Origin of the sequence: Streptomyces indicus, assembly GCF_900100315.1 — a bacterium.
Lineage (GTDB): Bacteria > Actinomycetota > Actinomycetes > Streptomycetales > Streptomycetaceae > Streptomyces > Streptomyces indicus.
On sequence record NZ_FNFF01000004.1, the window covers coordinates 91712 to 112985 of the forward strand.

22 protein-coding genes, 1 other RNA gene and 1 pseudogene are annotated in these 21274 nt (G+C 71.6%); 15 read left to right on the plus strand and 9 right to left on the minus strand.

Annotated elements, in window-relative coordinates; translation table 11 throughout:
- Window positions 1–103 precede the first annotated feature (103 nt).
- Window positions 104–1549 (plus strand): RNB domain-containing ribonuclease, encoded by a 1446-nt coding sequence (locus BLT97_RS12470; protein ID WP_093609225.1) that lies wholly within the window; start codon window positions 104–106, stop codon window positions 1547–1549.
- On the opposite strand, the gene BLT97_RS12475 is transcribed toward BLT97_RS12470, so the two are convergent.
- Window positions 1531–2196 carry a hypothetical protein gene (locus tag BLT97_RS12475; protein WP_093609227.1) on the minus strand — a complete coding sequence of 222 codons (666 nt, stop codon included), beginning with the start codon at window positions 2194–2196 and terminating at the stop codon, window positions 1531–1533. The two genes, BLT97_RS12470 and BLT97_RS12475, sit on opposite strands and share 19 nt — an antisense overlap.
- On the minus strand, window positions 2193–2972 hold the full coding sequence (locus BLT97_RS12480; RefSeq protein ID WP_093609229.1) for a MerR family transcriptional regulator: 780 nt from the start codon (window positions 2970–2972) through the stop codon (window positions 2193–2195). Before BLT97_RS12480 ends, BLT97_RS12475 begins: the two co-directional genes overlap by 4 nt.
- A gap of 167 nt (window positions 2973–3139) precedes the next feature.
- Between BLT97_RS12480 and BLT97_RS12485 the strand changes: the two genes are divergently transcribed.
- From BLT97_RS12485 to BLT97_RS12505, 5 genes are all read left to right on the plus strand, one after another.
- The gene (locus BLT97_RS12485) at window positions 3140–3604 is read left to right on the plus strand and encodes a DUF4260 family protein (protein WP_093609231.1); all 465 of its coding nucleotides are present in this window, start codon (window positions 3140–3142) and stop codon (window positions 3602–3604) included.
- Window positions 3597–4121, plus strand: a complete 525-nt coding sequence (locus BLT97_RS12490; RefSeq protein ID WP_093609233.1) for a TetR/AcrR family transcriptional regulator — start codon at window positions 3597–3599, stop codon at window positions 4119–4121. The genes BLT97_RS12485 and BLT97_RS12490 overlap by 8 nt, the downstream gene beginning before the upstream one ends.
- A 114-nt stretch (window positions 4122–4235) precedes the next feature.
- A complete protein-coding gene (locus tag BLT97_RS12495; RefSeq protein ID WP_093609235.1) occupies window positions 4236–4898 on the plus strand; it encodes a deoxynucleoside kinase in 663 nt (220 codons plus the stop codon).
- A gap of 53 nt (window positions 4899–4951) precedes the next feature.
- The gene (locus BLT97_RS12500) at window positions 4952–5872 is read left to right on the plus strand and encodes an amidohydrolase family protein (protein WP_245769291.1); all 921 of its coding nucleotides are present in this window, start codon (window positions 4952–4954) and stop codon (window positions 5870–5872) included.
- Between the two features lie 394 nt (window positions 5873–6266).
- The gene (locus tag BLT97_RS12505; RefSeq protein ID WP_093609237.1) at window positions 6267–7466 is read left to right on the plus strand and encodes a PP2C family protein-serine/threonine phosphatase; all 1200 of its coding nucleotides are present in this window, start codon (window positions 6267–6269) and stop codon (window positions 7464–7466) included.
- A gap of 157 nt (window positions 7467–7623) precedes the next feature.
- Here the strand turns inward: BLT97_RS12505 and rnpB are convergent.
- Window positions 7624–8025: RNase P RNA component class A (gene rnpB, locus BLT97_RS12510), an RNA gene on the minus strand.
- Between the two features lie 141 nt (window positions 8026–8166).
- On the opposite strand from rnpB, the gene BLT97_RS12515 reads away from it, so the two are divergent.
- Both BLT97_RS12515 and BLT97_RS12520 read left to right on the plus strand, forming a co-directional pair.
- On the plus strand, window positions 8167–8778 hold the full coding sequence (locus BLT97_RS12515; protein ID WP_093609239.1) for a VOC family protein: 612 nt from the start codon (window positions 8167–8169) through the stop codon (window positions 8776–8778).
- On the plus strand, window positions 8775–9215 hold the full coding sequence (locus tag BLT97_RS12520; protein WP_093609241.1) for a YdeI/OmpD-associated family protein: 441 nt from the start codon (window positions 8775–8777) through the stop codon (window positions 9213–9215). The genes BLT97_RS12515 and BLT97_RS12520 overlap by 4 nt, the downstream gene beginning before the upstream one ends.
- Before the next feature lie 48 nt (window positions 9216–9263).
- Here BLT97_RS12520 and BLT97_RS12525 read toward each other — a convergent pair whose 3' ends face one another.
- Window positions 9264–9749, minus strand: a complete 486-nt coding sequence (locus BLT97_RS12525; RefSeq protein WP_176953744.1) for a hypothetical protein — start codon at window positions 9747–9749, stop codon at window positions 9264–9266.
- Between the two features lie 158 nt (window positions 9750–9907).
- On the opposite strand from BLT97_RS12525, the gene BLT97_RS12530 reads away from it, so the two are divergent.
- Complete coding sequence (locus tag BLT97_RS12530) at window positions 9908–10702, plus strand: hypothetical protein (protein ID WP_093609245.1); 795 nt, start codon at window positions 9908–9910, stop codon at window positions 10700–10702.
- Window positions 10699–10899 carry a hypothetical protein gene (locus BLT97_RS12535; RefSeq protein WP_093609247.1) on the plus strand — a complete coding sequence of 67 codons (201 nt, stop codon included), beginning with the start codon at window positions 10699–10701 and terminating at the stop codon, window positions 10897–10899. The genes BLT97_RS12530 and BLT97_RS12535 overlap by 4 nt, the downstream gene beginning before the upstream one ends.
- A 53-nt stretch (window positions 10900–10952) precedes the next feature.
- Here BLT97_RS12535 and BLT97_RS12540 read toward each other — a convergent pair whose 3' ends face one another.
- The 3 genes and pseudogenes from BLT97_RS12540 to BLT97_RS12550 form a co-directional block, all read right to left on the minus strand.
- On the minus strand, window positions 10953–11807 hold the full coding sequence (locus BLT97_RS12540; protein ID WP_093609249.1) for a polysaccharide deacetylase family protein: 855 nt from the start codon (window positions 11805–11807) through the stop codon (window positions 10953–10955).
- A gap of 131 nt (window positions 11808–11938) precedes the next feature.
- A pseudogene (locus tag BLT97_RS12545) lies at window positions 11939–12139 on the minus strand (DUF4287 domain-containing protein); the annotation flags it as partial.
- A 230-nt stretch (window positions 12140–12369) separates the two neighbouring features.
- Entirely contained in the window at window positions 12370–13284 is a 915-nt protein-coding gene (locus BLT97_RS12550; protein WP_093609251.1) for a glycosyltransferase family 2 protein, read from the minus strand.
- 203 nt (window positions 13285–13487) lie between these two features.
- Here BLT97_RS12550 and BLT97_RS12555 point away from each other — a divergent pair, with 203 nt between their 5' ends.
- The 3 genes from BLT97_RS12555 (at window position 13488) to BLT97_RS12565 (ending at window position 16463) form a co-directional block, all read left to right on the plus strand.
- Window positions 13488–14498 (plus strand): aldo/keto reductase, encoded by a 1011-nt coding sequence (locus BLT97_RS12555; RefSeq protein WP_245769321.1) that lies wholly within the window; start codon window positions 13488–13490, stop codon window positions 14496–14498.
- 97 nt (window positions 14499–14595) lie between these two features.
- Window positions 14596–15249 carry a TetR/AcrR family transcriptional regulator gene (locus BLT97_RS12560; protein ID WP_176953745.1) on the plus strand — a complete coding sequence of 218 codons (654 nt, stop codon included), beginning with the start codon at window positions 14596–14598 and terminating at the stop codon, window positions 15247–15249.
- Window positions 15246–16463: a cytochrome P450 gene (locus tag BLT97_RS12565; RefSeq protein WP_093609257.1), complete on the plus strand. Its 1218-nt coding sequence runs from the start codon at window positions 15246–15248 to the stop codon at window positions 16461–16463. The genes BLT97_RS12560 and BLT97_RS12565 overlap by 4 nt, the downstream gene beginning before the upstream one ends.
- Before the next feature lie 109 nt (window positions 16464–16572).
- Here BLT97_RS12565 and BLT97_RS12570 read toward each other — a convergent pair whose 3' ends face one another.
- Both BLT97_RS12570 and BLT97_RS12575 read right to left on the minus strand, forming a co-directional pair.
- Window positions 16573–17400 (minus strand): PhzF family phenazine biosynthesis protein, encoded by an 828-nt coding sequence (locus BLT97_RS12570; protein WP_093609259.1) that lies wholly within the window; start codon window positions 17398–17400, stop codon window positions 16573–16575.
- Between the two features lie 64 nt (window positions 17401–17464).
- Complete coding sequence (locus tag BLT97_RS12575) at window positions 17465–18220, minus strand: SDR family oxidoreductase (protein ID WP_093609261.1); 756 nt, start codon at window positions 18218–18220, stop codon at window positions 17465–17467.
- Window positions 18221–18355: 135 nt separating this feature from the next.
- Here BLT97_RS12575 and BLT97_RS12580 point away from each other — a divergent pair, with 135 nt between their 5' ends.
- Window positions 18356–20008: an alkaline phosphatase D family protein gene (locus BLT97_RS12580; protein WP_093609263.1), complete on the plus strand. Its 1653-nt coding sequence runs from the start codon at window positions 18356–18358 to the stop codon at window positions 20006–20008.
- A 156-nt stretch (window positions 20009–20164) separates the two neighbouring features.
- Window positions 20165–21265, plus strand: a complete 1101-nt coding sequence (locus BLT97_RS12585; RefSeq protein WP_245769322.1) for a serine hydrolase domain-containing protein — start codon at window positions 20165–20167, stop codon at window positions 21263–21265.
- Window positions 21266–21274: the final 9 nt, after the last annotated feature.

Consider the following 21274-nt stretch of genomic DNA (forward strand, 5'->3'; position numbering starts at 1 on the left):
TACGAGGCGGGGGTGCGGCCCCGGTGCAGGGTACCGAGCCGGAGAGCACCCCCGTGCGTCACCGACCGCGCGCCCGGGCCCTGTCCGCCCTAGGCTCGGTGCCATGCCTCGCCGCCCCATGCATGTGACCGGAGCAGCCGAAGCCCCGCTGCGGGCCGCCTTGCGCGAGCTGCGGACCCGCCTGGAAGTGCCCGCGGACTTCCCGCCCGACGTCCTCGCGGAGGCCGCGGAAGCCGTCAAGTCGCCCGATCTGAGCGGGCACCGGGACGCGACCGACCTGCCGTTCTTCACCATCGACCCGCCCACGTCGAAGGACCTGGACCAGGCGATGTTCCTGGAGCGGCGCGAGGGCGGCGGCTTCCGGGTGCGGTACGCGATCGCGGACGTGGCCGCCTGGGTGAAGCCGGGCGGGGCGCTGGACCGCGAGGCGCACGCGCGCGTGACCACCCTCTACTTCCCGGACGAGAGGACGCCGCTGCACCCGCCCGTCCTCTCCGAGGGCGCCGCGAGTCTGCTGCCCGGCCAGGACTGCCCGGCCCTGCTGTGGACCATCGACCTCGACGCGGAAGGGCGGTCCGTCGCCACGGATGTGCAGCGGGCGCTCGTCCGCAGCCGCGCCAAGCTCGACTACGAAGGCGTCCAGCAGGCCATCGACGCGGGCACCGCCGAGGAACCGCTCGCCCTGCTCAAGGAGATCGGCCTCCTGCGCGACGCCCAGGAGATCGCCCGCGGCGGCATCTCGCTCAATGTCCCCGAGCAGGAGATCGTCGAGCGCCCGGACGGCTACCACCTGGCCTACCGCGCCCCGCTGCCCGCCGACGGCTGGAACGCCCACATCTCCCTGCTCACCGGCGCCGCGGCCGCCGACCTGATGCTCGGTTACGGCACCGGCATCCTGCGCACCCTGCCCTCCGCCCCGCAGGGCGCGGTGGGCCGGCTGCGCCGCTCCGCGAAGGCCCTCGGCATCGACTGGCCGCACCACGTCCCGTACGCCGATGTCGTACGCGGCCTCGACCCGCGCAAGGAGAAGCACGCGGCCTTCCTCCAGGAGTGCACGACCCTCCTGAGGGGCGCGGGCTACACGGTGTTCACCGGCGGCGAGCTGCCCGACCCGCGGATCCACGCCGCCGTCGCCGACGAGTACACGCACTGCACCGCGCCCCTGCGCCGCCTCGTCGACCGGTACGCGGGCGAGATCTGCCTGGCCGCGGCCGCCGGGCGCGGCACTCCCGAGTGGGTGCTCACGGCTCTGGACGCGCTGCCGCAGGAGATGGCCGACGGTACGCGGCGGGCCAACAGCATCGAGCGCGAGTGCGTGGACATCGTCGAGGCGGCGCTGCTCAGGGACCGGGTCGGCGAGATGTTCGACGCCGTCGTGGTCGATGTGAAGGAGCAGCAACCGACCGTCGGCACCGTGCACTTGGAGGAGCCGGCCGTGGTCGCCCGGATCGAGGGCGGCGGGTCCAGGCTGCCGCTCGGCGAACGGCTGCGGGTGCGGCTCACGCAGGCCGATCCGGGACGGGCGAAGGTTCAGTTCGCGCCGGCGTGATCCCCGCTCTCGCGCGCGTCCGCCGCCTGCGTCTGTGCTTGCTTCACCGCGGCCACCAGCGCCGCCGGATCGTCGGCGTTGAACCGGATCACGCGCGCCTCGCCCCGTGATCCCAGCGGCCGTACGAACGGGACCGCTTCCACGAGCTCGACGGTCACGGTGGTCTGCCCGCCGATGACCACGTCGAGCACGCCGTCCTCGCTCAACTGGAAGTGCTTGCCCTGCGGATAGCGGCGCTCCACCCGTACCGACCGGATGTCCCGCGCCCGCAGCCGCAGGTCGAACAGCGCCCCGTACCGGATCCTCAACGAGCCGTCCGCCCCGGCCACATGGGGCCGGGTCACGCACGCCGCGTGCAGCCCGAGGATCTGGAGGACGCCGTACACGTCGACGAACGTGACCACCGCGTGCACGGTCGGCCAGGGGATCAGGAAGGCCAGCACCACGGTCTCGACGACGGCCACGAACAGGAAGCCGAAGATCAGGGCGGTCTGCGCCTGGGTGTACCCCGCGCCGTGCGCACCGGGCCCGACCTCGTGCCGCCGCCGGGTGATCCAGAGCCACAGGCTGCGGAAGGCCTTGAACTCGTGGACGGTGAGCCGCTTCAGAACCCGCCAGGCGGCGCTCGCCCTCGTACCGCTGCTCATCCCGTGCCCCTCCCTGCCCGTGCCGTCAACGCGGTCATGAACCGCCGGATCACCGCCGCCTGCGCCGGCGCGAAATCGTCCAGGAGCGCCTGTCCGTAAGGGTGTTCGCGGCTCGCGTCGCCCACGCCCGCGAGCAGGCCGAGCATCGTGTCCGGCACGGCCGCGGCGAACTCCTCGGCGAGCGGCCCGATCCGCGGATCGTCCGGCGCCGCGTGCTCGAGCGCGTCGAGCCGCTCGTACAACTCCTGCATCCGCGCCGCCAGTCCGGGGTCCTGGGCGAGCGGGCGCAGGGCGGCGAGGATCCGGTCGCGCTCCTCGGACGGTGCCATCGAGTCGATCAGCATCAGATGCTGGCGGTCCTTGGCGGCGCTCGCGGAACGGCTGGGCGAGAACGCGCCGAGCAGCTCCGCGAGCCCCGGCGACACCGGCCCCTCGGCGGGCAGCGTGCCCGCCTTCGCCTGCTCCAGGAGCACCCGCAGGCGCGCCCGGAGCTCCTCGATCGCGGCCTCCTGGCGGGCGAGGTCCTCGTCCAACTCCTGGAGTACCTCGGCCAGTTCGCGCCCCTCGTCGTCGGCGAGGACGTCGCGCACCTCGGGCAGGCCGAGCCCCAGCTCGGTGAGCCGCCGGATGCGGGCGAGCACGACGGCGTGCCGGACGCCGTAGTCGCGGTAGCCGTTGGGCAGCCGGTCGGGTTCGGGCAGCAGCCCGAGGTGGTGGTAATGCCGCACGGCGCGCGGGGTGACCCCGGCGAGCGCGGCGATCTCGCCGATGCGCATGCCCTCAGTAGAAACCCTGACGCTGCGACAAGGTCAAGCCGCCGCGGGCGCCTCTCGCCTGCAGGGCTTGACGGCTAACGGTGTTAGCCCTACGTTGGTGGCTAACGGGGTTAGCCATTCTGAAGCCCGCCGCTTCGAGCCGCCCCCGTCGACCGAAAGGACCCGTCATGGCCACCGCCACCGCCGCGACCGGCGCCGGCTCCGCCACCACCGCGAAGCCCACTGGCGCCACCGCAGGCACGAAGCTCCGCCCGGGCGCCAAACTCCGCCGCGGGGCCTGGCTCGCGAACGGCCTCTTCTGGACGGCGTTCGCGGTCCTGGAGGCCGTCAACCACGGCTGGCTCGCCGGCCTCGTGGCCTTCGCGTTCTTCCTCGCCCCGGACTTCGCGCTCTTCATCGACCTGCCGGGCTCCGCGCGCATGCCGCGCGGCGGACTCTCACCGCGCGCCGTCCCGTACTACAACGGCGCCCACCGCGCACTGCTCCCGGTCTCCCTCATGGCCGCCTACACCTTCCTGCCGGTGGACGCGCCCGCGCTCTTCGCGGGCCTGTGCGGCTGGCTGGCCCACATCTCGTACGATCGCGCCTTCGGCTACGGACTGCGGACGAAGGAAGGGTTCCAGCGTGCCTGAGGGCTCCACCACCGACCGGCTCACCCCGCGCAAGCGCGAGATCGTGACCGAGGCCCGCGCCCTGCTCGAGGAGCACGGCGCCGGCGCGCTGACCATGCGGGCGCTCGCCGACCGCCTCGGCATCAAGGCGCCCTCGCTCTACAAGCACTTCCCGGACAAGGCGGCGCTCGAGCTCGAACTGATCGTGCTCGGCCTGGAGGAGACGGCCGAGGCGCTCGAAGCCGCCGCGGACTCCCTGCCCTCGCTGATGAAGGCGTACCAGGCCTACGCCCTGGCCCACCCCCACCTCTACCGCCTCAACACGGAGCGTGCCCTGCCCCGCGAGAAGCTCCCCGAGGGCCTCGAAGCCCGCGCGGCGGCCCCGCTCCTGCGGGTCTGCGGCGGCGACGTGGACACGGCACGGGCGGCCTGGGCCTTCGCCCACGGGATGGTGATCCTCCAGCTCAACGGCCGGTTTCCGGACGACGCCGATCTGTCGGCGGCATGGGAGACCGGGGCGGACGCCTTCGAAGGGTGAGGAAGGCCGCAGCGGCCCGAGGGTGCTCCGGTCCTGACGACGCGAACTGTCATTTAAGCTTCAGGGCGGCTCGCGGGGAGGTGGGTCGCCTGTACCCGAGGGAGAAGTGAGGTAATGCCGGTGATCTGCGTCGGAGGCATGATCGGAATCGGCAAGACGAGCGTCGCCGAACTGATCGCCAAGGAGCTGGGCAGCGAGGTCTTCTACGAGAGCGTCGAGGACAACCCGATCCTGCCGCTCTTCTACACGGCGACCCCGGAGGAGATACAGGCCAAGCGCTACCCCTTCCTCCTCCAGCTCTACTTCCTGCAGACCCGGTTCGCCGCGATCAAGCAGGCGTACAAGCAGAACGACAACGTCCTCGACCGCTCCATCTACGAGGACTGGTACTTCGCCAAGGTCAACCACGACCTCGGCCGCATCAGCTCCCTCGAGATGCAGGTGTACGAGGGTCTGCTCGACGAGATGATGCGCGAGATCGACGGCCTGCCGTACCGCAAGGCCCCCGACCTCATGGTCTACCTCAAGGCGGACTTCGAGACGGTCCTGCACCGGATCGGCCTGCGCGGCCGCGACTTCGAGCAGGACGAGAGCCTCGTCGAGTACTACCGGATCCTGTGGTCGGGCTACGACGACTGGGTCCACAAGCACTACTCGGCCAGCGAGGTCCTCGTCATCGACATGAACCACACCGACGTGGTGAACCACCCCGAGGACGCGGCCCGCGTGGTCCAGGAGGTCAAGGACGCGCTGGCGGCGGTCGGCCGGCGGGCCTGAGGCCGGCGCACGCACGGCACCCCGATCGCGTGGACCGAAGGAGTCACACGGACGTGCGGGAGACGCAGGACGAAGCGGTCGAGGTCGAGGAGTTCTGGCGCGGGCTCGGCCTGCCCGGACTGATCGACGTGCACACGCACTTCATGCCCGAGCGGGTCCTGAAGAAGGTCTGGGCGTACTTCGACGCGGTCGGCCCGATGACCGGGGTGCCCTGGCCGATCACCTACCGGGACGCCGAGGACGAACGCGTCGGAAGACTGCGGGAGTTCGGCGTACGGGCCTTCACCGCCATGATCTACCCGCACAAGCCCGGCATGGCCGCCTGGCTCAACGACTGGGCCTGCGGGTTCGCCGCCCGCACCCCGGACTGTCTGCACACCGGCACGTTCTTCCCGGAACCCGGTGCCGCAGACGAGGTCCGCCGCACGATCGAGGCCGGCGCCGCGATCTTCAAGGCGCATCTCCAGGTCGGCGCCTACGACCCGACGGACCGGCTGCTCGACGACGTGTGGGGCACGCTCGCGGAGAGCGGCACCCCCGTCGTCACACACTGCGGTTCCGGACCCGTCCCCGGCCGGCACACCGGCCCCGGCCCCATCGGCGCGGTCCTGGCCCGCCACCCCCGACTGCGCCTGATCGTCGCCCACATGGGGACGCCCGAGTACGCCGAGTTCCTGGACCTCGCGGACCGCTTCCCGAACGTCCACCTGGACACGACCATGGTGTTCACCGACTTCACGGAACGGCTGGCCCCCTTCCCGCCCGACCTGCTGCCGCGCCTGACCCACCACCAGAACCGCATCCTGCTCGGCACCGACTTCCCGAACATCCCCTACTCGTACGCACACGCCCTGGACGCCCTCGCCCGCCTCGGCCTTGACGACACCTGGCTCCGCGCAGTCTGCTTCACCAACGCCACCCGCCTCTTCGCCTCCGCACCTGCGGTGCGACGCCTGTCCGGCACACCGGACTGACCACGGCGCCCCGGACCGCGAGCCCGCTGCAGGCGCGGATCAGCTTGCTCCGCGAGGCCGGGTGCCTTCCCGGTCCACCTCCCGCACTGGTCAGCCGGGGCGGCCGGGCGCCGAGCCCGACTGACTTGGCCGGTGAGTGGACCCGCTGCTCGCTTCTTGCGCATGAGGCGCCTGCGCAACGCAAGGAGGCAATCGCACTCAAACGTTCGATGGTCAGGGCAATCATGGCGGGTGATGACCGAATCCCAACCGGGCGTAGCCTGTGCCGGCGAAGGTTGCTCTGTGCCACCGAAGTCTGAGCGGCTCAAGTCACCTGCACCGTGGCGACTGTTGTGGGGGTGATGACCAGGGCGTCGGGGGGAAAGAGGGTCCCTGACTCAGGGAGACTGCAGTGATGGAGCGTAATCGGATCGGGCTGGCCGAGGTACTGGCAGCAGCGGAGGACGCAGCGCCGGTACGTTCCCTTGATGTCGTGGCACACAACCTGCGCGATCGGTTCGGCGCGCGTTACGTGTCGTTCCTGTTCGTCGACGTCGTCGGCAGACGCTTGCTCCGGGTCAATGACAAGGCGACATCGCCACAGGAGCACGCCGCCGAGCAGGTTCCCCTGACCGGCAGTGTCTACGACGACGTCCTGCGCACCCAGAAAGTGGTGCGCGTGCCGGAAGGCGCGCAGGCACAGCGAGTGCTCGCCCCGGTGACCAACCGCGGCGACGCCATCGGGGTCCTGGAGCTGCACATCACCCACGTCACACAGGACGTCCTGGAGCAGGTGGAGGAGGCCGCGCACGCGCTGGCGTACATCATCGTCACCGACCGGCGCTTCACCGACCTCTACCACTGGGGCAATCGCACCGCGACCGTCACCCTCGCCGCGGAGATCCAGCGCCAGCTCCTGCCCTCGGCTCCCTCGTGCGAGGCTGCCGAGTTCACCCTCGCCGGCGCCCTCGTCCCGGCCTCCGACATCGCCGGTGACACGTACGACTACAGCCTCGACCACGACACCCTGCACCTGTCCATCACCGACGCCATGGGGCACGACGTCGACGCCTCCCTCATGGCCACTCTCTTGGTCAACGCCTCCCGCGGCGCCCGCCGCGCCGGCACCGACCTTGCCGAACAGGCCCGCCAGACCCATCAGGCCCTCATCGACCACGGCAGAAGGACCTTCGCCACCGGACAACTGATGCGCATCGCTCTGGACGGGAGCAGCGCCCAGCTCGTCAACGCGGGCCACCTGTGGCCCCTACGGCTGCGCGAGGGCACCGTCGACGAGATCAAGCTGCACATCAACCTCCCCTTCGGCGTACTCCCGCAGGGCGCCTACCGGGTACAGGACATCGACCTGCGCCCCGGCGACCGCCTCGTCTTCTACACCGACGGCATGCAGGAGCGCCAAGCAGAAGCAGTCGACCTACCGCGCCTTATCCGCGACACCTCAACCGAGCACCCCCGCGAGGCCGTACGCGCCATGGTCAACGCCGTCACCGACGCCTGCCACGGCCACGTGAGAGACGACGCCACCGTCCTGTGCCTCGACTGGCACGGCCCTGTCCCCGCGGACCGAAACGCGAAGCACCGACGCTCGGCCTGACACGCAACACCATCACTCGACCTCCGGCGGCACTCGCTCGGAGTTCGCCGTCACGGCAGGCGAACAGCGCTGCTGGAAGAAAGCCCGGCTCGCAGTGGACACCGAATCGCCGTACGAACGGCCTTGGCCGAGGAACCCGAGGTCAGAGCCATAAAGGCGGACGAGTCGGCCTGTACGCCGGGTTCTGTCTCCCCAGTGCCTTGCGGCCCAGGGGGAGGCGGTCATCCATCTAGGGCCGGCATTGCTGCCGGCCTCGTGCGGTCTACCCGCGGACTCGGGCGGGCAGCCCTCGAACGTCCGCGCAGGAGCACCGGGGTGCTCCCTCTTGACCTTGCTCCGGGTGGGGTTTACCTAGCCGCCCGAGTCACCTCGGGCGCTGGTGGTCTCTTACACCACCGTTTCACCCTTACCGGGAGCCGAAGCTCCCGGCGGTCTGTTTTCTGTGGCACTGTCCCGCGGGTCACCCCGGGTGGGCGTTACCCACCACCCTGCCCTGTGGAGCCCGGACGTTCCTCGCCGCAGATCCGAAGATCTCCGCCGCGACCGCCCGGCCGGCTCGTCCGCCGTGCCGCCATCGTACCGGCCCGGGGGCGGGTGTGATCACGCCGCCGTCCGGGGCGGGGCGGCCGGAGCGTGCCCCGGCCGCATCCGTCAGCTTTCGAGAAGCGCGGCTCCGGGACCCGTCGCTAGCTTGAATGACATGACCTCCATCGAGCACCTCACCATCGAGGCCGCCGACGCCGCGGCCGCCCAGCGCTTCTACGCCGAGGCCTTCGGGCTGGAGAAGCAGGTACGCGTACGGGCCTCCGAGGCGCCGACGTCCGGCTTCCGGGGCTTCACGGTGTCCCTCGTCGTCGCCCAGCCCTCGATCGTGCACGGCTTCTTCGACGCCGCGATCGCCGCCGGGGCCACCGAGCTGAAGCCCGCCAAGAAGTCCCTGTGGGGATACGGCGGCGTCGTCCAGGCTCCCGACGGGACGGTCTGGCAGCTCGTGAGCTCCTCGAAGAAGGACACCGGACCCGACAGCCGCAAGATCGACGAGGTCGTGCTGCTGCTCGGCGTCTCGGACATGTCCGCCAGCAAGAAGTTCTACGTCGAGCGCGGGCTCACCGTCGCCAAGAGCTTCGGCGGCAAGTACACCGAGTTCGACGGCACGGGCAGCGCGGTGAAGCTCTCGCTCTATCCGCGCAAGGGACTCGGCAAGGTCGCCGGGGTCCCGACCGAGGGCAGCGGCTCGCACCGGCTCGCCGTCGGCAGCGGCTTCGGGGAGTTCACCGACCCGGACGGCTTCGTGTGGGAGAGCGCGGCATGAGGTTCCGTACGGTGGTCGAACCCCCCGAGCCCATGAACGGGCTCGAAGTGCCGGCCGAGCTCGTCGAGCAGCTCGGTGGCGGCAAGCGGCCGCCCGTGACCATCACGATCAACGGGCACACCTGGCGCAGCCGGGTCGCGATCATGCGCGGCCGCTGTCTGCTCGGGCTGTCCAACGCCAACCGGAAGGCCGCCGGGGTCGAGATCGGCGAGGAGGTGGAGGTGGACCTGCGCCTCGACACCGAGCCGCGCGTGGTCACCGAACCCGAGGACCTCGCCCGCGCCCTCGACGCGGACCCGGCCGCCCGCGCCGCCTTCGACGCCCTGCCCCAGGGCCGCAGGCGGCAGCACGTGCTCGCGGTCGACGGCGCGAAGAAGCCGGAGACGCGGCTGCGCCGGATCGAGAAGGTCATCGAGGAGCTGCGCGCGGCCGGGTGACGACGGCGTTCGCCTCGCCCAGGGAGCGTCATGCTTTCAGGAGGCGCCTCACCACTCCAGTTCGAGCGAGCCCCCCACCGGCAGCGCATGCCAGCGGTCCGCGTACGCGTCCAACTGCGCCACGATCTCCTCGACGACCGGCGGGAGTTCGGCCGGTACGTAGGCCGGCAGCGACGTGGTGAAACCGCGGCGCAGCTCCCAGACCGGGACCGCGATCCCGGCGAGCTCCTCGGAGCGGCCCATGTCCGCCGAGGCCTGCGGGGTGGGCTTGTGCGGCTTGGTCTTGCGGCGGCGCATCGCCTTGGTGCGCTCGGCGGGGTCGGCCGGCCAGAACAGCCCGTTGTCGCCGGCCGCGAGCCGTCCGTACACCCCGAGCCGGATCCCCGCGACCGCCTCGACCACGAAGTGCACGAGATCGTGCGGCAGATAGGGATGTCCGCCCGGGCCGCCCCGAGGGGCGAGCCGCGGCCCGGTCTCGCGGTGGACCGCGATGTCGTAACTCGTCCCGGGGCCCTTGGTGTACACGACGCGCATACGCCGCACGCTAGGCGGCGGCCGGAGCGGCCGCATCTGCTTTTCGGGGGCGCTCCCAGGCGGGAACGGGGGTGCGGTGGGGCGGTGAGGGCCCGGCGGGCGCGGTGCCCGGGCGCGCCAGTAGGGTGCAGGGCGCCGATGCCGACGAGGGGGAGCGGATGGATGCCACCACACGCGCAGCGATGATCCTCGCGGGTGTGACCGCGGTTGTCGTTCTGACCCTCGCCCTGCTCCATCGCTTCACCGACCTGCCGCTGTGGCCGCGCCGCCGGCGGCCGGCCGAGCGGCCCGTCGTCGACTGGAGCTCGGCTCCCGATCTGCCCGCGTACGACTACGCCGTCCTGTACGAGCTCGCAGCCCGGCGCCGCGACGCCCTGGGCCGTGCCGTGCGCTGCGCGCGCGAGGCAGGGCTGCCGCTGCCCGAGGACGGCCTGGACACCGCCTTCGAGCGGCGCACGGGACAGCCGTACGACCGCCGGGCCGAGGAGGGCGTCGACCTCGCAGATGTCGCCGCCGTCCTGGAGGTCACCCGGATCGGCATGCGGTCGCTGGCCTGTCTGACGCAGGGCAGCACCCTCGTCCTCGACCCGCCCTGCTACTTCAACCCGCTGCACGAGCGCGGCACCGAGCGGATCCCGTATCCGCCGGACGCGTTCAGCGCGCCGGATCCCGAGGGCCACGACGGGGACCAGGGCGAGGACGAGGAGGATCACGGGGTGGCCGCCTGTGCGGCCTGCGCTGCCGGACCGGCGGAGCCGCTCCTCGTATGGACGCGCGAAGGGACGTTCCCGTACTACCGGATGGAGTCCGGGACCAAAGCCGTGTACCAGACCTCCGGCTACGGCGCCGCGGTGCCCGAGTGGGACGCGGACGACCTGCTCACGGCCTTCGTGGAGTGGCATGTCTTCGACCAGTACGACGAGAACGGCGCCCTGAAGGAGAACGCCTCATGACCACCGTGGACTGGTCCCGTGCCGTGGCCGGCATCTTGGTCGGGCTGCTGCTCGTCCCGCTGCTCCTGCAACCGCTCGCCCTGCTCACCGCACGGATCGTGCGCCGCAGGCCGCTGCCGCCGACGCGCGCGCAGCGTCGCGCCCGGGCCGAACTGGCCGCCGTACTCGACGAGTTCGCCGAGCACGGGGGCCGGTGAGGAGAGCGGGCGCGGCGGGTGCCGCGGGCCCGTGCGGAAGCGGGCGCGCCGCGCTACGGCCGGTACACCGCCCCCGGCTCGGGTACGCCCGGCGCCATGAGCTGCGGGACCGTGACGAACGTGTAGCCCTGTGCCTTCAGGGACTTGATGATGCCGGGCACCGCCGGGACCGTGCCGTCGTAGATGTCGTGCAGCAGGATGATGCCGTCGCGGTCCGCCTGGTCGAGGACGCGTCGCTCGATGAGCTTCGAGTCCGTGGTCGAGTAGTCCTTGGCCGTGACGCTCCACAGGACCTGCGACAGGCCCAGCTCCTTGCAGACCTGCGTGACCTTCTCGTCGGTGCGGCCCTGCGGCGGGCGCATCAGTGTGGGCTCCTTGCCCGTGATGTCCTTGACGGCCTGCTGCGTGCGGTCGAGTTCGGCGCGGATCTCGTCCTTGCTCAGGTCCGTGAGGATGCCGTGGGTCCAGGTGTGGTTGGCGACCTCGTGTCCCTCGTCGGCCAGGCGCTTGACCACGTCCGGGTACTTCTTGACGTGGTTCTTGCCGAGCAGGAAGAAGGTCGCGGGCACCTTCTCCCTCTTCAGGGTGTCCAGGAGCTCGGGGGTGTCCTTGCCCGGCCCCGCGTCGAAGGTCAGCGCGATGCACTTCGCCTCGCGGCAGTCGACGGCGCCGAACTGCCCCTTGGCGTCGGCGGCCGCGTCGGCGCGTACGTCGCTCGGTGCGACGGTGTCGGTCCCCCAGGAGGACAGCGCGGTGACCGTCGCCACCGTGGCCGCGGTCAGGGCCGCGGCCGCCGCCAAAGCGAGGTGGCGGCGGCGGAACCGCCGCTTGCCGGCGCCGCCCCCGGATGCCCCCGCGTCCTCCCCCGATGCGCTGGTGCCGGCCGTGGATGTGCTGTTGTCGTGCATGGTTCTCCCCCATGGTCGTGCTCAGTCGCCATGGAGGAGGGGGAGGGGGAGGGCCGGGTTGCCTGGTCTGCGTAAGGACGGGGTAAATGTGGCCGGGATCACCGGGGCCGTCCCGGTGGCACGGGACCCGGTCAGGCCTTACGGGACTCCGCGAGCGTGTGCGCCACGAGCGCGTTCGCGTGGCCGTGGCCCAGGCCGTGCTCCGACTTGAGCCAGGCGACCAGCTCCATGTGGCGCTCCAGGGGAGAGGAGCGGATCAGCTCGAACCACTCCTCGACGGGGCGGCCGTACTTCTTCTCGATGGACGGGAAGTAGCTGGCCGGGCCCTTGACCGCGGGCTTGGCGGCGGGCTTGGCAGCGGACCGGGTGGCGGGCTCGGTGGACGCGGCGGCGGTGTTCTTCGAAGCGGCGGTCATCTGTCTGTCTCCTTGGCGCGGGCGCGGGCGCGGGCGCGGGCGCGAATGCGGATGCGGATACGGCGCGGTGCTGTGCTGTCGAGGAGAAGACGCCGCCCGGCGCGGTAACTCATCGCCTGGGTACAGGTGATGTGGATCACTCCTCGTCAGATCACCGGCGGCCGTCCAAGACGCGTCATCCGCCACACCGTCCGCCAGCGCATCGGACGCCGTCCGCCGCACCCGGTGCGCACCCCTTCCGCGAACCCGCCCGCCCAGGCGCGCAGTCCGCCGAGCGCGGTGGCGCGCCCGGGGCCGAGCAGGGCCGGTGCCGTGCGGGCCAGCGTGAGCAGGGTCCAGGTCCCGAGGTAGACGGGGACCAGCGGCAACGGAAGCCGGCGGCGCGCGAGCCAGACGCGGTTGCGGGCGGTCATGCGGAAGTAGACGGCGTGCCGTGCCGGTGAGGTCCTGGGGTGCTGGAGCAGCAGCTCCGGTTCGTACAGGACCTTCCAGCCCGCGTCGAGGGCGCGCCAGGCGAGGTCGGTCTCCTCGTGCGTGAAGAAGAACTCGGCCGGCCAGTCGCCGACTTCGTCGAGCATCCGCATCGAGAAGGCGTGCGCGCCGCCGAGGAAGGAGGTCACGAGCCCGCGCCGCATGGGGTCGCCCGCGCGCAGCCGCGGCACGTGCCGGCGCTGGGTCTCGCCGTGTTCGTCGGCGATACGGAACCCCACGATGCCGAGCCGGCCGTCGGCCGCGTACAGGTCGCGCACCCTGCGCAGCACGTCGGCCTCGGTGAGCAGTCCGTCGTCGTCGAGCTCGACGACCACGTCGATGTCCCCGTACTCCCGCAGACGGGCCAGTGCGACATTGCGGCCGCCGGGGCAGCCGAGGTTCTCTTCGGTCTCGACCACCGTCAACTCGCCCGGCAGGTCCGGGAATCCGCCCAGGCGCGTGCCGTTGCCGACGATGACGATCCGGTCCGGGGCCACGTCCTGCTTGGCGACCGAGTCGAGCAGGGCGGCGACCTCGGCGGGGCGGTTGCCCATGGTCACGATGGCGACGGCGATGCGGGGGTCGCTCACGGGTGCTCCTGAACTCAGGTGGCGGCCGAAGGGGGAGGCCGGCGCGATGGGGCGATGGTAGTCGTTCAGGGGGAGTACGCCTGTCAGGTGGCAGCCGTTCACCGAAGCGCTCCGGCCCACGCCTTGCCTTCGTGTGCGCTTCAACTCCTAGCGTCCGCCGCATGACGAAATCGACGAGCACGACCACGACCACGAGCACGACCATGAGCACGACCACGAGCACGAGCACACGCCAACTCGGCGGCTCCGGTATCACCGTCAGCGCCCTCGGCCTCGGCTGCTGGGCCATCGGCGGTGAGTGGTGGGACACCGAGGGGCAGCCCCTCGGCTGGGGCAAGGTCGACGACGAGGAGTCGGTACGGGCCGTGCGCCGCGCCCTCGACCTCGGCGTCACCTTCTTCGACACCGCCGACACCTACGGTGCGGGACACAGCGAACGCGTCCTGGGCAAGGCGCTCGCCGGGCGGCGCGACGAGGTGGTCCTCGCCACCAAGTGGGGAAACGTCTTCGACGAGTCGACGCGCACCCTCACCGGCAGCGACGACTCTCCCGCGTATCAGAGGAAGGCACTCGAAGCCTCGCTGCGGCGGCTCGGGACCGACCGGATCGACCTCTACCAGCTGCACATCTCCGAGGCGGATCCCGAGCGGGCGGCCCTGCTGCGCGAACAGTGCGAGGAGTTCGTACGGGACGGGCTGATCCGTGCGTACGCGTGGAGCACGGACGATCCCGTACGGGCGCGGGTGTTCGCGCAGGGGCCCGGCTGTGCGGCGGTGCAGCACCGGTGCAACGTGCTCCAGGACGCGCCCGAAATGCTGGCCCTGTGCGAGGAGTCGGGGCTCGCCGCCGTCATCCGCAGCCCGCTGGCCATGGGGCTGCTCACCGGCAAGTACGCCGACGGCGGCACCCCCGGCGCCGGCGACATCCGCAGCGCGCCGCCCGAGTGGCTGCCCGGGTTCGGGGCCGGGGGAGCGCCGGACGAGGAGTGGCTGGCGCGGGTCGAGGCCGTACGCGAAATCCTCACCAGCGGCGGCCGCACCCTCGCGCAGGGCGCGCTGGGCTGGCTGTGGGCCCGCAGCGAGCGCACGATTCCGATCCCCGGCTTCCGCACCGTCGCCCAGGTCGAGCAGAACGCGGGCGCCCTCGCGCACGGTCCGCTGACGTCCGGCCAGCTCACCGAGCTGGACGGAATCCTTGCGCGCACAAAGGATTGACGGTCCGTCAGGAATATGAGTACCTCTACTTATGTCGGCGGCCCGATATAAGTGGCCCCCGCAGCCAAGGCCTGCACGGCGACCGGGAGGGGGCATCGTGGCGCGGCGTACCCAGGCGGAGCGCAAGAGCGAGACCCGGGCCCGGCTGATCGACGCGGCGGCGGAGCTGTTCGCGCGCAAGGGGTTCCACGCCGTGTCCGCCGAGGCCGTGGCGGACGCGGCGGACCGCACGACCGGCGCGCTCTACAGTCACTTCGGCGGCAAGGAGGGGCTGCTGCTCGCCCTCCTGGAGGTGTGGAAGCAGCGCACCGTCGAGCGCCTCACCGCGGAGATCCACCAACTGCCCGACCCCGCACCGCACTTCGCCGCGATGTGGGAGGCGATCACCGCGCCGGCCGAGGACCGCGGCGAGGCCTGGCTGCTCCTGGAGATCGAGCTGTGGCAGCACGGCGCTCGCGACCCGGTGCTCGGCCCGCTGATCGCCCGCCGCTACGCGGAGATCCGCGGCCAGCTCGGCGAAGGCCTGGCCGACTGGGCCGAGGCCACCGGCACCGAGCTCCCGTACGACCCGGACGAGACCGGCGCCCTGGTGCTCGGGCTGCTGCTCGGCTGCGCGCTCCAGCACCGCTTCGCACCCCACGCCGTACCCGAAGAGCTGGTCGTCCACGCGCTGAGCTCGCTGCTCGGCCTGCGGGCCCCGGCGGCACGAGGCAGTGACCGCAAGACACATCCGAAGGAGGCTCGGCCATGACGGCACCCGCATTGAACGAGATCAATCTGCTCGAGGACACCTGGGCCCGTGAAGTCCCGCACGCCCAGTTCAAGCTGCTGCGCCGCGAGGACCCCGTCCACTGGCACGAACTCCCGGACGGCGAGGGCTTCTTCGCCATCACCAAGCACGAGGACATCATCAAGCTGAGCCGCGACCCCGAGCTGTGGTCGGTGGAGAAGGGCTCCTTCTTCATACGGGACCAGACGGACCAGTCCCTGGAGAACCTCGCGCTCACCCTCGTCGGCATGGACCCGCCCAAGCACAGCCGCTTCCGCAAGCTGGTCAACGCCGCCTTCGCGCCCCGGATGATCCGCAAGCTCACCGAGGACATCAAGCGCCGCGCCGACCTGCTCGCGCAGAAGATCGAGCCGGGTGCCGAGATCGAGTTCGTGGAGCAGATCGCCTCGCGGCTGCCCCTGGAAGTCATCTGCGAAATGATGGGCATCCCGCCGGAGGACGAGGACCACATCATCGACTGGTCCAACCGCATGGTGGGCTTCCAGGACCCCGACTTCCGTACGACGCCCGAGGACGGCCAGGTCGCGGCCGCCGAGATCTACCTGCGCTGCAACCAGCTCGCCGAGGAGCGGCAGACCGACCCGCGCGAGGACATCGTCAGCGCCCTGGTGCACGGCGAGGTGGACGGCGAGAAGCTCACCACGCACGAGATCAACATGTTCTTCGTGACGCTGATCGTGGCGGGCAACGAGACCACTCGCAACCTGCTCTCCGGAGCGCTTCTGGAGATCGCTACCAACGACGCGCTGCGCGAGGACCTGGTGCGCAACGTGGAGGACGACGCGCTGTGGCGCTCGGCCACCGAGGAGTTCCTGCGCTGGAACGGCTCGATCCACAACTTCCGCCGCACCGCGACGCGCGACACCGAGGTGCGCGGCGTGAAGATCCGCGAGGGCCAGAAGGCCGTGCTCTTCTACACCTCGGGCAACCGCGACGAGGACATCTTCGAGAACCCGGACGTCTTCGACCCGCGCCGCTCGCCGAACGACCACGTGACGTTCGGCGGCGGCGGGCCGCACTTCTGCCTCGGCTCGGGCCTCGCGCGCACCGAGATCAACGCGCAACTGCGGGCGATCCTGCGCCGCTGCCCGAACGTCGAGCTGACGGGCGAGCCGCGGCGCATGCGCTCGGACTTCATCAACGGCATCAAGTACCTGCCGGTGCGGTTCAGTTGAGCTGTTTCTCCGACCCGGTCAGCTGATCGTGACCGACCCGGTCAACTGATCGTGACCGACCCGGTCAGCTGATCGCGACCGACCCGGTCAGCTGATCGTGACCGCCCGCTCAGCTGATCGCGACCGCGGTGCCGGCGACCCGTACGCGCGGGTCGCCGGCCCGCAGGGTCACGGTCAGGAGCGAGGGCCGGCCCATGTCCTCGCCCTGGTGCAGGGTGAGCACGGACTCCTCCTTCACCAGGCCGAGTTCGCGCGCGTACGCGCCGAAGGCGACGGCCGCCGCGCCCGTGGCCGCGTCCTCCACCACCCCGCCGACCGGGAACGGGTCGCGGACGTGGAAGACCGTCTCGCCCGCGCGGTGCACGAGCTGCACGGTGGTGAGGTCGAGGCGCTCCATCAGGGCCTTCAGGCGCTCGAAGTCGTACGAGAGGTCGGCGAGGCGCTCGCGCGTGGCGGCCGAGATCACCAGGTGGTTGTTGCCGGCGAAGGCGATCCGGGGTGGCAGCTCGGGGTCGAGGTCGGCGGCCGGCCAGCCGAGCGCGGCGAGCGCCTCGTCGAGGTCGGCGGCCCCGACCTCCTTCAGGTGCGGCTCCACGCTGGTGAGCGTGGCGCGCACCTCGCCGTCCACGTCCTCGGTGGTCACGGGGATTTCGCCCGCGGGCGTCTTGAACAGGTAGTCGCCGGGACCGAGGGCCACGGCGGTGGCGACGGTGGCGTGACCGCAGAAGGCGACCTCGGCCTCGGGCGAGAAGAACCGCAGCGTGTGGTCCGGGAGCAGGAACGCCGTCTCGCTGTAGCCGAGTTCGGCGGCGATGGCGAGCATCTCGGCGTCGGTGAGGCCGCTCGCGTCCAGGACGACGCCGGCGGGGTTGCCGCCGGCCGGGTCGGAGGAGAAGGCGGTGTAGCGCAGGATGTCGGGGCGCGTCTCGTGGCTCATGCCGTTAGTAAACCGGCGGGCCGCCGGGCATCTTCCGGCGGCCCGCGAGGGCGTCGGTGTTGCCCTAACCCCGTCCGATATACGGCATGTTGGTGGCGAGGACCGTCGCGAACTGGACGTTCGCCTCCAGGGGCAGCTCCGCCATGAAGCGCACCTGGCGGGCCACGTCCGCCACGTCCATCACGGGCTCGGGTGCCAGCTCGCCGTTCGCCTGGAGGATCCCGGACTGCATCCGTGACGTCATGTCCGTGGCCGCGTTCCCGATGTCGATCTGCGAGGCGGCGATCCGGTACGGCCGGCCGTCCAGGGAGAGGGACTTCGTCAGGCCCGTCATCGCGTGCTTGGTCGCCGTGTACGCCACCGAGTGCGGGCGCGGCACATGCGCCGAGATCGACCCGTTGTTGATGATCCGCCCGCCCTGCGGGTCCTGCGCCTTGAACTGGCGGAAGGCCGCCTGCGCGCACAGGAATGCCCCGTTGAGGTTGGTGTCCACCACGTGCCGCCAGGCCTCGTAGGAGAGCTCGTCCAGCGGGACGCCGCCGGGGCCGAACGTCCCCGCGTTGTTGAAGAGCAGGTCGAGGCGTCCGAAGCGGTCGACGGCGGCGGCGAACAGCGCCGACACCTCGTCCGGCGCGGCCACGTCCGCGGTCACGCACACCACGTCGGCCGGTCCGGCCAGCGCCGCCGTCTCCTCCAGGGCCTCCCTACGGCGCCCCGCCAGGGCGAGGGACCAGCCGGAGGCCGCGAGCTCCAGGGCCACCGCGCGGCCGATTCCGGAGCCCGCGCCGGTCACCACTGCGGTCTTCGTCGTCTGCGTCATGGCCCCGCACCCTACGTCAGCAGGGAACATGTACCGCTCATCTGTCCGCCATGTGATTGTCCTGTACGTGACAGATCGGCGTCGTCCTCCGCCACTCGAATGCCCCTGACGCACATCAGCCAGGGGAGGACACGGATGGCATCCGCCGTATCGCCGAGCAGCCGGGAGAACCAGCACAGCCCCGAACTGCGCGCCGCCGCACGCCACTTGGGCCGCCGCCGCTTTCTGACCGTCACGGGCGCCGCGGCCGCGCTCGCCTTCGCCACCAACCTGCCGGGCACCGGCGTCGCGCACGCGGCCGAGCTCGACGCGCGCAGGATCACCGAGAACCCGTTCACGCTCGGCGTCGCCTCCGGTGATCCGCAGCCCGGCTCGGCCCTGCTGTGGACGAGACTCGCCCCGCAGCCCTTCGCCGCCGACGGCGGGCTGCCCGCCGAGCGGGTGCAGGTGGAATGGCAGGTCGCGCACGACTCCCGCTTCCGGCGCATCGCCCGGCGCGGCACCACGATCGCGCACCCCGAGTTCAACCACTCCGTGCACGTCGAGGCCGACCACCTCGGCGAGGACCGCGTCTACTACTACCGCTTCCGCGTGGGCAGTTGGATCAGCCCCACCGGCCGCACCCGCACCGCGCCCGGCCGGGGCGCCAAGCTGTCCGGGCTCAAGCTCGCGGCCGTCTCCTGCCAGGCGTACCACGACGGCTACTGGACCGCGTACAAGCACCTGGCCGAGGAGGACCTCGACGTCGTCTTCCACCTCGGCGACTACCTGTACGAGTACGCCGTCACCTCCGCCGGCGGCAACCGCAACTACACGGACCGCGTGCTGCCCGACCACTACAACCGCGAGACCGTCACGCTCGACGACTACCGGATGCGCTACGGCCTGTACAAGTCGGACCCCGACCTGATGGCCGCGCACGCCGCCCACCCCTTCGTCGTCACCTGGGACGACCACGAGACCGAGAACAACTACGCGGGCGACACCCCCGAGAACTCGGTGCCGCCGGAGGAGTTCCTGCTGCGCCGCGCCGCCGCCTACCGCGCGTACTGGGAGAACCAGCCGCTGCGCCGCCCGCAGCAGCCCACGGGCCCCGACATGCAGCTGCACCGGCGGCTGCACTTCGGCCGGCACGCCCAGTTCGACATCCTCGACACCCGCCAGTACCGCAGCAACCAGGCGTACGGGGACGGCTGGCGCACTCCGGGCCCCGAGTCGGAGGACCCGGCCCGCACCATGACCGGCGCGAGCCAGGAGCGCTGGCTGACCGACGGCTGGAAGGCGTCGCGCGCCCGCTGGAACGTCGTCCCGCAGCAGGTGGTCTTCGCCCGCCGCAACCACCCCACGGCCGGCAACACCACCGTCTCCATGGACTCCTGGGACGGCTACCCGGCCTCCCGCTCGCGCGTCCTCGCGGGCGTGGAGTCCGCCGGCATCGAGAACTTCATGGTGCTCACCGGCGACGTGCACGTCTCGTACGCGCTCGACATCCACCGCGACCCGGCCGACCCCGCCACCCCCGTGGTCGGCACGGAGATCGTCACCACCTCCATCTCCAGCGGCCGCGACGGCAGCGAGCGGCCCGCGAACTGGGCGGACTACCTGGCGCGCAACCCGCACCTCAAGCACTACAACGGTCAGCGCGGCTACGTCACGGTCGAACTGGCCCGGGACCACGCACGCGCGGACTTCCGGACCGTGCCGTACATCCTGCGGCCCGGCGCCCCGGTCGCCACGGCCGCGTCCTTCGTGGTCGAGGCCGGCAACCCCGGTCTGCGCCCCGCCTGACGGCCACCGGGCCCCTGGTCGGCGGGTGCCGCCCGGGGGCCCGACTGGTGGCGAACGCGTGTTTCATGGCACGGTTCGTAACCAGGGATTTCGTGCACGGCCCTCAACGGGCGGCGCGGATCCGGCAGTCGGACCGTTCGCGGAAGGGGCAGAGCGCTGAGAGCACCACGTCTGCGCCCCGGCTCCGCCGAGCGGGCCGGCCTCGACCCCGCCGAGATCGAGGGCCTGATCGCCGAGGTCTCCGCGCTGCCCGGCACCTGGTGCGCGGGCGCCGTCCTCGCCGTGGGGCGCGGCCCCTTCCTGGTCGTCGAGGAGGCCTTCGGCTGGGCGGTCACCCACCGCTCGGTGGACGAGGAGCTGCCCGCGTACCGCAAAGTGCCCCTGCACACCGGCACACCCTTCGACCTGGCCTCGCTCACCAAGCTGTTCACGACCGTGGCGGCCGTGCAGCAGATGGAGCGCGGCCGGCTCGGGCTCGACGCGAAGGTGGCGTCCTATCTGCCGGAGTTCACCGGAGCCGCACGGCACGGCATCACCGTACGGCAGCTCCTCACGCACACCTCGGGCCTCAGGCCCGAACTCCCGCTCTACGACTGCGCGTCCGACGCCGAGCGGCTCGCGCTGCTGCGCGAGGAGGAGCCGAGCGGCGACCCGGGCACGTATCTCTACTCCGACCTCAACATGCTGCTCGTCCAGCACGTCCTCGAACGCATCACCGGCGAACGCCTCGACCGGCTCGTCCGCGACGGCATCACACGCCCGCTCGGCATGACCCAGACCGGCTTCGGGCCCTGCGCCTTCGCCGCCGCCACCGAGGACCAGCGCCGGCCGTGGGCCAAGGCGGACCGCGGGATGGTGCGCGGCACGGTGCACGACGAGAACGCCTTCGCGCTCGGGGGAGTGGCCGGGCACGCCGGCCTCTTCTCGACGACGGGCGACCTCGCGGTGTTCTGCCGCGCGCTGCTCGGCGGCGGCGGATACGGCACGGCGCGCATCCTCGGACCCGACTACGTGGACCTGATGCTGACCCCGCCCGGACTCGGGTTCCGGCTCGACGAGCCGTGGTTCATGGGCGAGTTGGCGGGCCGGGGCGCGGCCGGGCACACCGGGTTCACGGGCACGTCCCTGGTGATCGACCCGGCGACGGACACCTTCGTGGTGCTGCTCGCCAACACGGTCCACCCGCGCCGCCCGGCGAAGCCGTCGAGCGCGCCGCGGGCCGCGGCGGGGACGAGAGTGGCGCGGGCGGTGCGCTGAACCTGCTCC

What these genes read in the sequence shown, in the direction of transcription:
- BLT97_RS12520 (WP_093609241.1), top strand. Translation starts at nt 8,775, where the DNA reads ATGAGGTTCCGTACGGTGGTCGAACCCCCCGAGCCCATGAACGGGCTC.
- BLT97_RS12525 (WP_176953744.1), bottom strand. Translation starts at nt 9,749, where the DNA reads ATGCGCGTCGTGTACACCAAGGGCCCCGGGACGAGTTACGACATCGCG.
- BLT97_RS12535 (WP_093609247.1), top strand. Translation starts at nt 10,699, where the DNA reads ATGACCACCGTGGACTGGTCCCGTGCCGTGGCCGGCATCTTGGTCGGG.
- BLT97_RS12575 (WP_093609261.1), bottom strand. Translation starts at nt 18,220, where the DNA reads ATGACGCAGACGACGAAGACCGCAGTGGTGACCGGCGCGGGCTCCGGA.
- BLT97_RS12580 (WP_093609263.1), top strand. Translation starts at nt 18,356, where the DNA reads ATGGCATCCGCCGTATCGCCGAGCAGCCGGGAGAACCAGCACAGCCCC.
- BLT97_RS12565 (WP_093609257.1), top strand. Translation starts at nt 15,246, where the DNA reads ATGACGGCACCCGCATTGAACGAGATCAATCTGCTCGAGGACACCTGG.
- BLT97_RS12530 (WP_093609245.1), top strand. Translation starts at nt 9,908, where the DNA reads ATGGATGCCACCACACGCGCAGCGATGATCCTCGCGGGTGTGACCGCG.
- BLT97_RS12540 (WP_093609249.1), bottom strand. Translation starts at nt 11,807, where the DNA reads ATGCACGACAACAGCACATCCACGGCCGGCACCAGCGCATCGGGGGAG.
- BLT97_RS12570 (WP_093609259.1), bottom strand. Translation starts at nt 17,400, where the DNA reads ATGAGCCACGAGACGCGCCCCGACATCCTGCGCTACACCGCCTTCTCC.
- BLT97_RS12515 (WP_093609239.1), top strand. Translation starts at nt 8,167, where the DNA reads ATGACCTCCATCGAGCACCTCACCATCGAGGCCGCCGACGCCGCGGCC.
- BLT97_RS12555 (WP_245769321.1), top strand. Translation starts at nt 13,488, where the DNA reads ATGAGCACGACCACGAGCACGAGCACACGCCAACTCGGCGGCTCCGGT.
- BLT97_RS12470 (WP_093609225.1), top strand. Translation starts at nt 104, where the DNA reads ATGCCTCGCCGCCCCATGCATGTGACCGGAGCAGCCGAAGCCCCGCTG.
- BLT97_RS12480 (WP_093609229.1), bottom strand. Translation starts at nt 2,972, where the DNA reads ATGCGCATCGGCGAGATCGCCGCGCTCGCCGGGGTCACCCCGCGCGCC.
- BLT97_RS12505 (WP_093609237.1), top strand. Translation starts at nt 6,267, where the DNA reads ATGGAGCGTAATCGGATCGGGCTGGCCGAGGTACTGGCAGCAGCGGAG.
- BLT97_RS12475 (WP_093609227.1), bottom strand. Translation starts at nt 2,196, where the DNA reads ATGAGCAGCGGTACGAGGGCGAGCGCCGCCTGGCGGGTTCTGAAGCGG.
- BLT97_RS12485 (WP_093609231.1), top strand. Translation starts at nt 3,140, where the DNA reads ATGGCCACCGCCACCGCCGCGACCGGCGCCGGCTCCGCCACCACCGCG.
- BLT97_RS12495 (WP_093609235.1), top strand. Translation starts at nt 4,236, where the DNA reads ATGCCGGTGATCTGCGTCGGAGGCATGATCGGAATCGGCAAGACGAGC.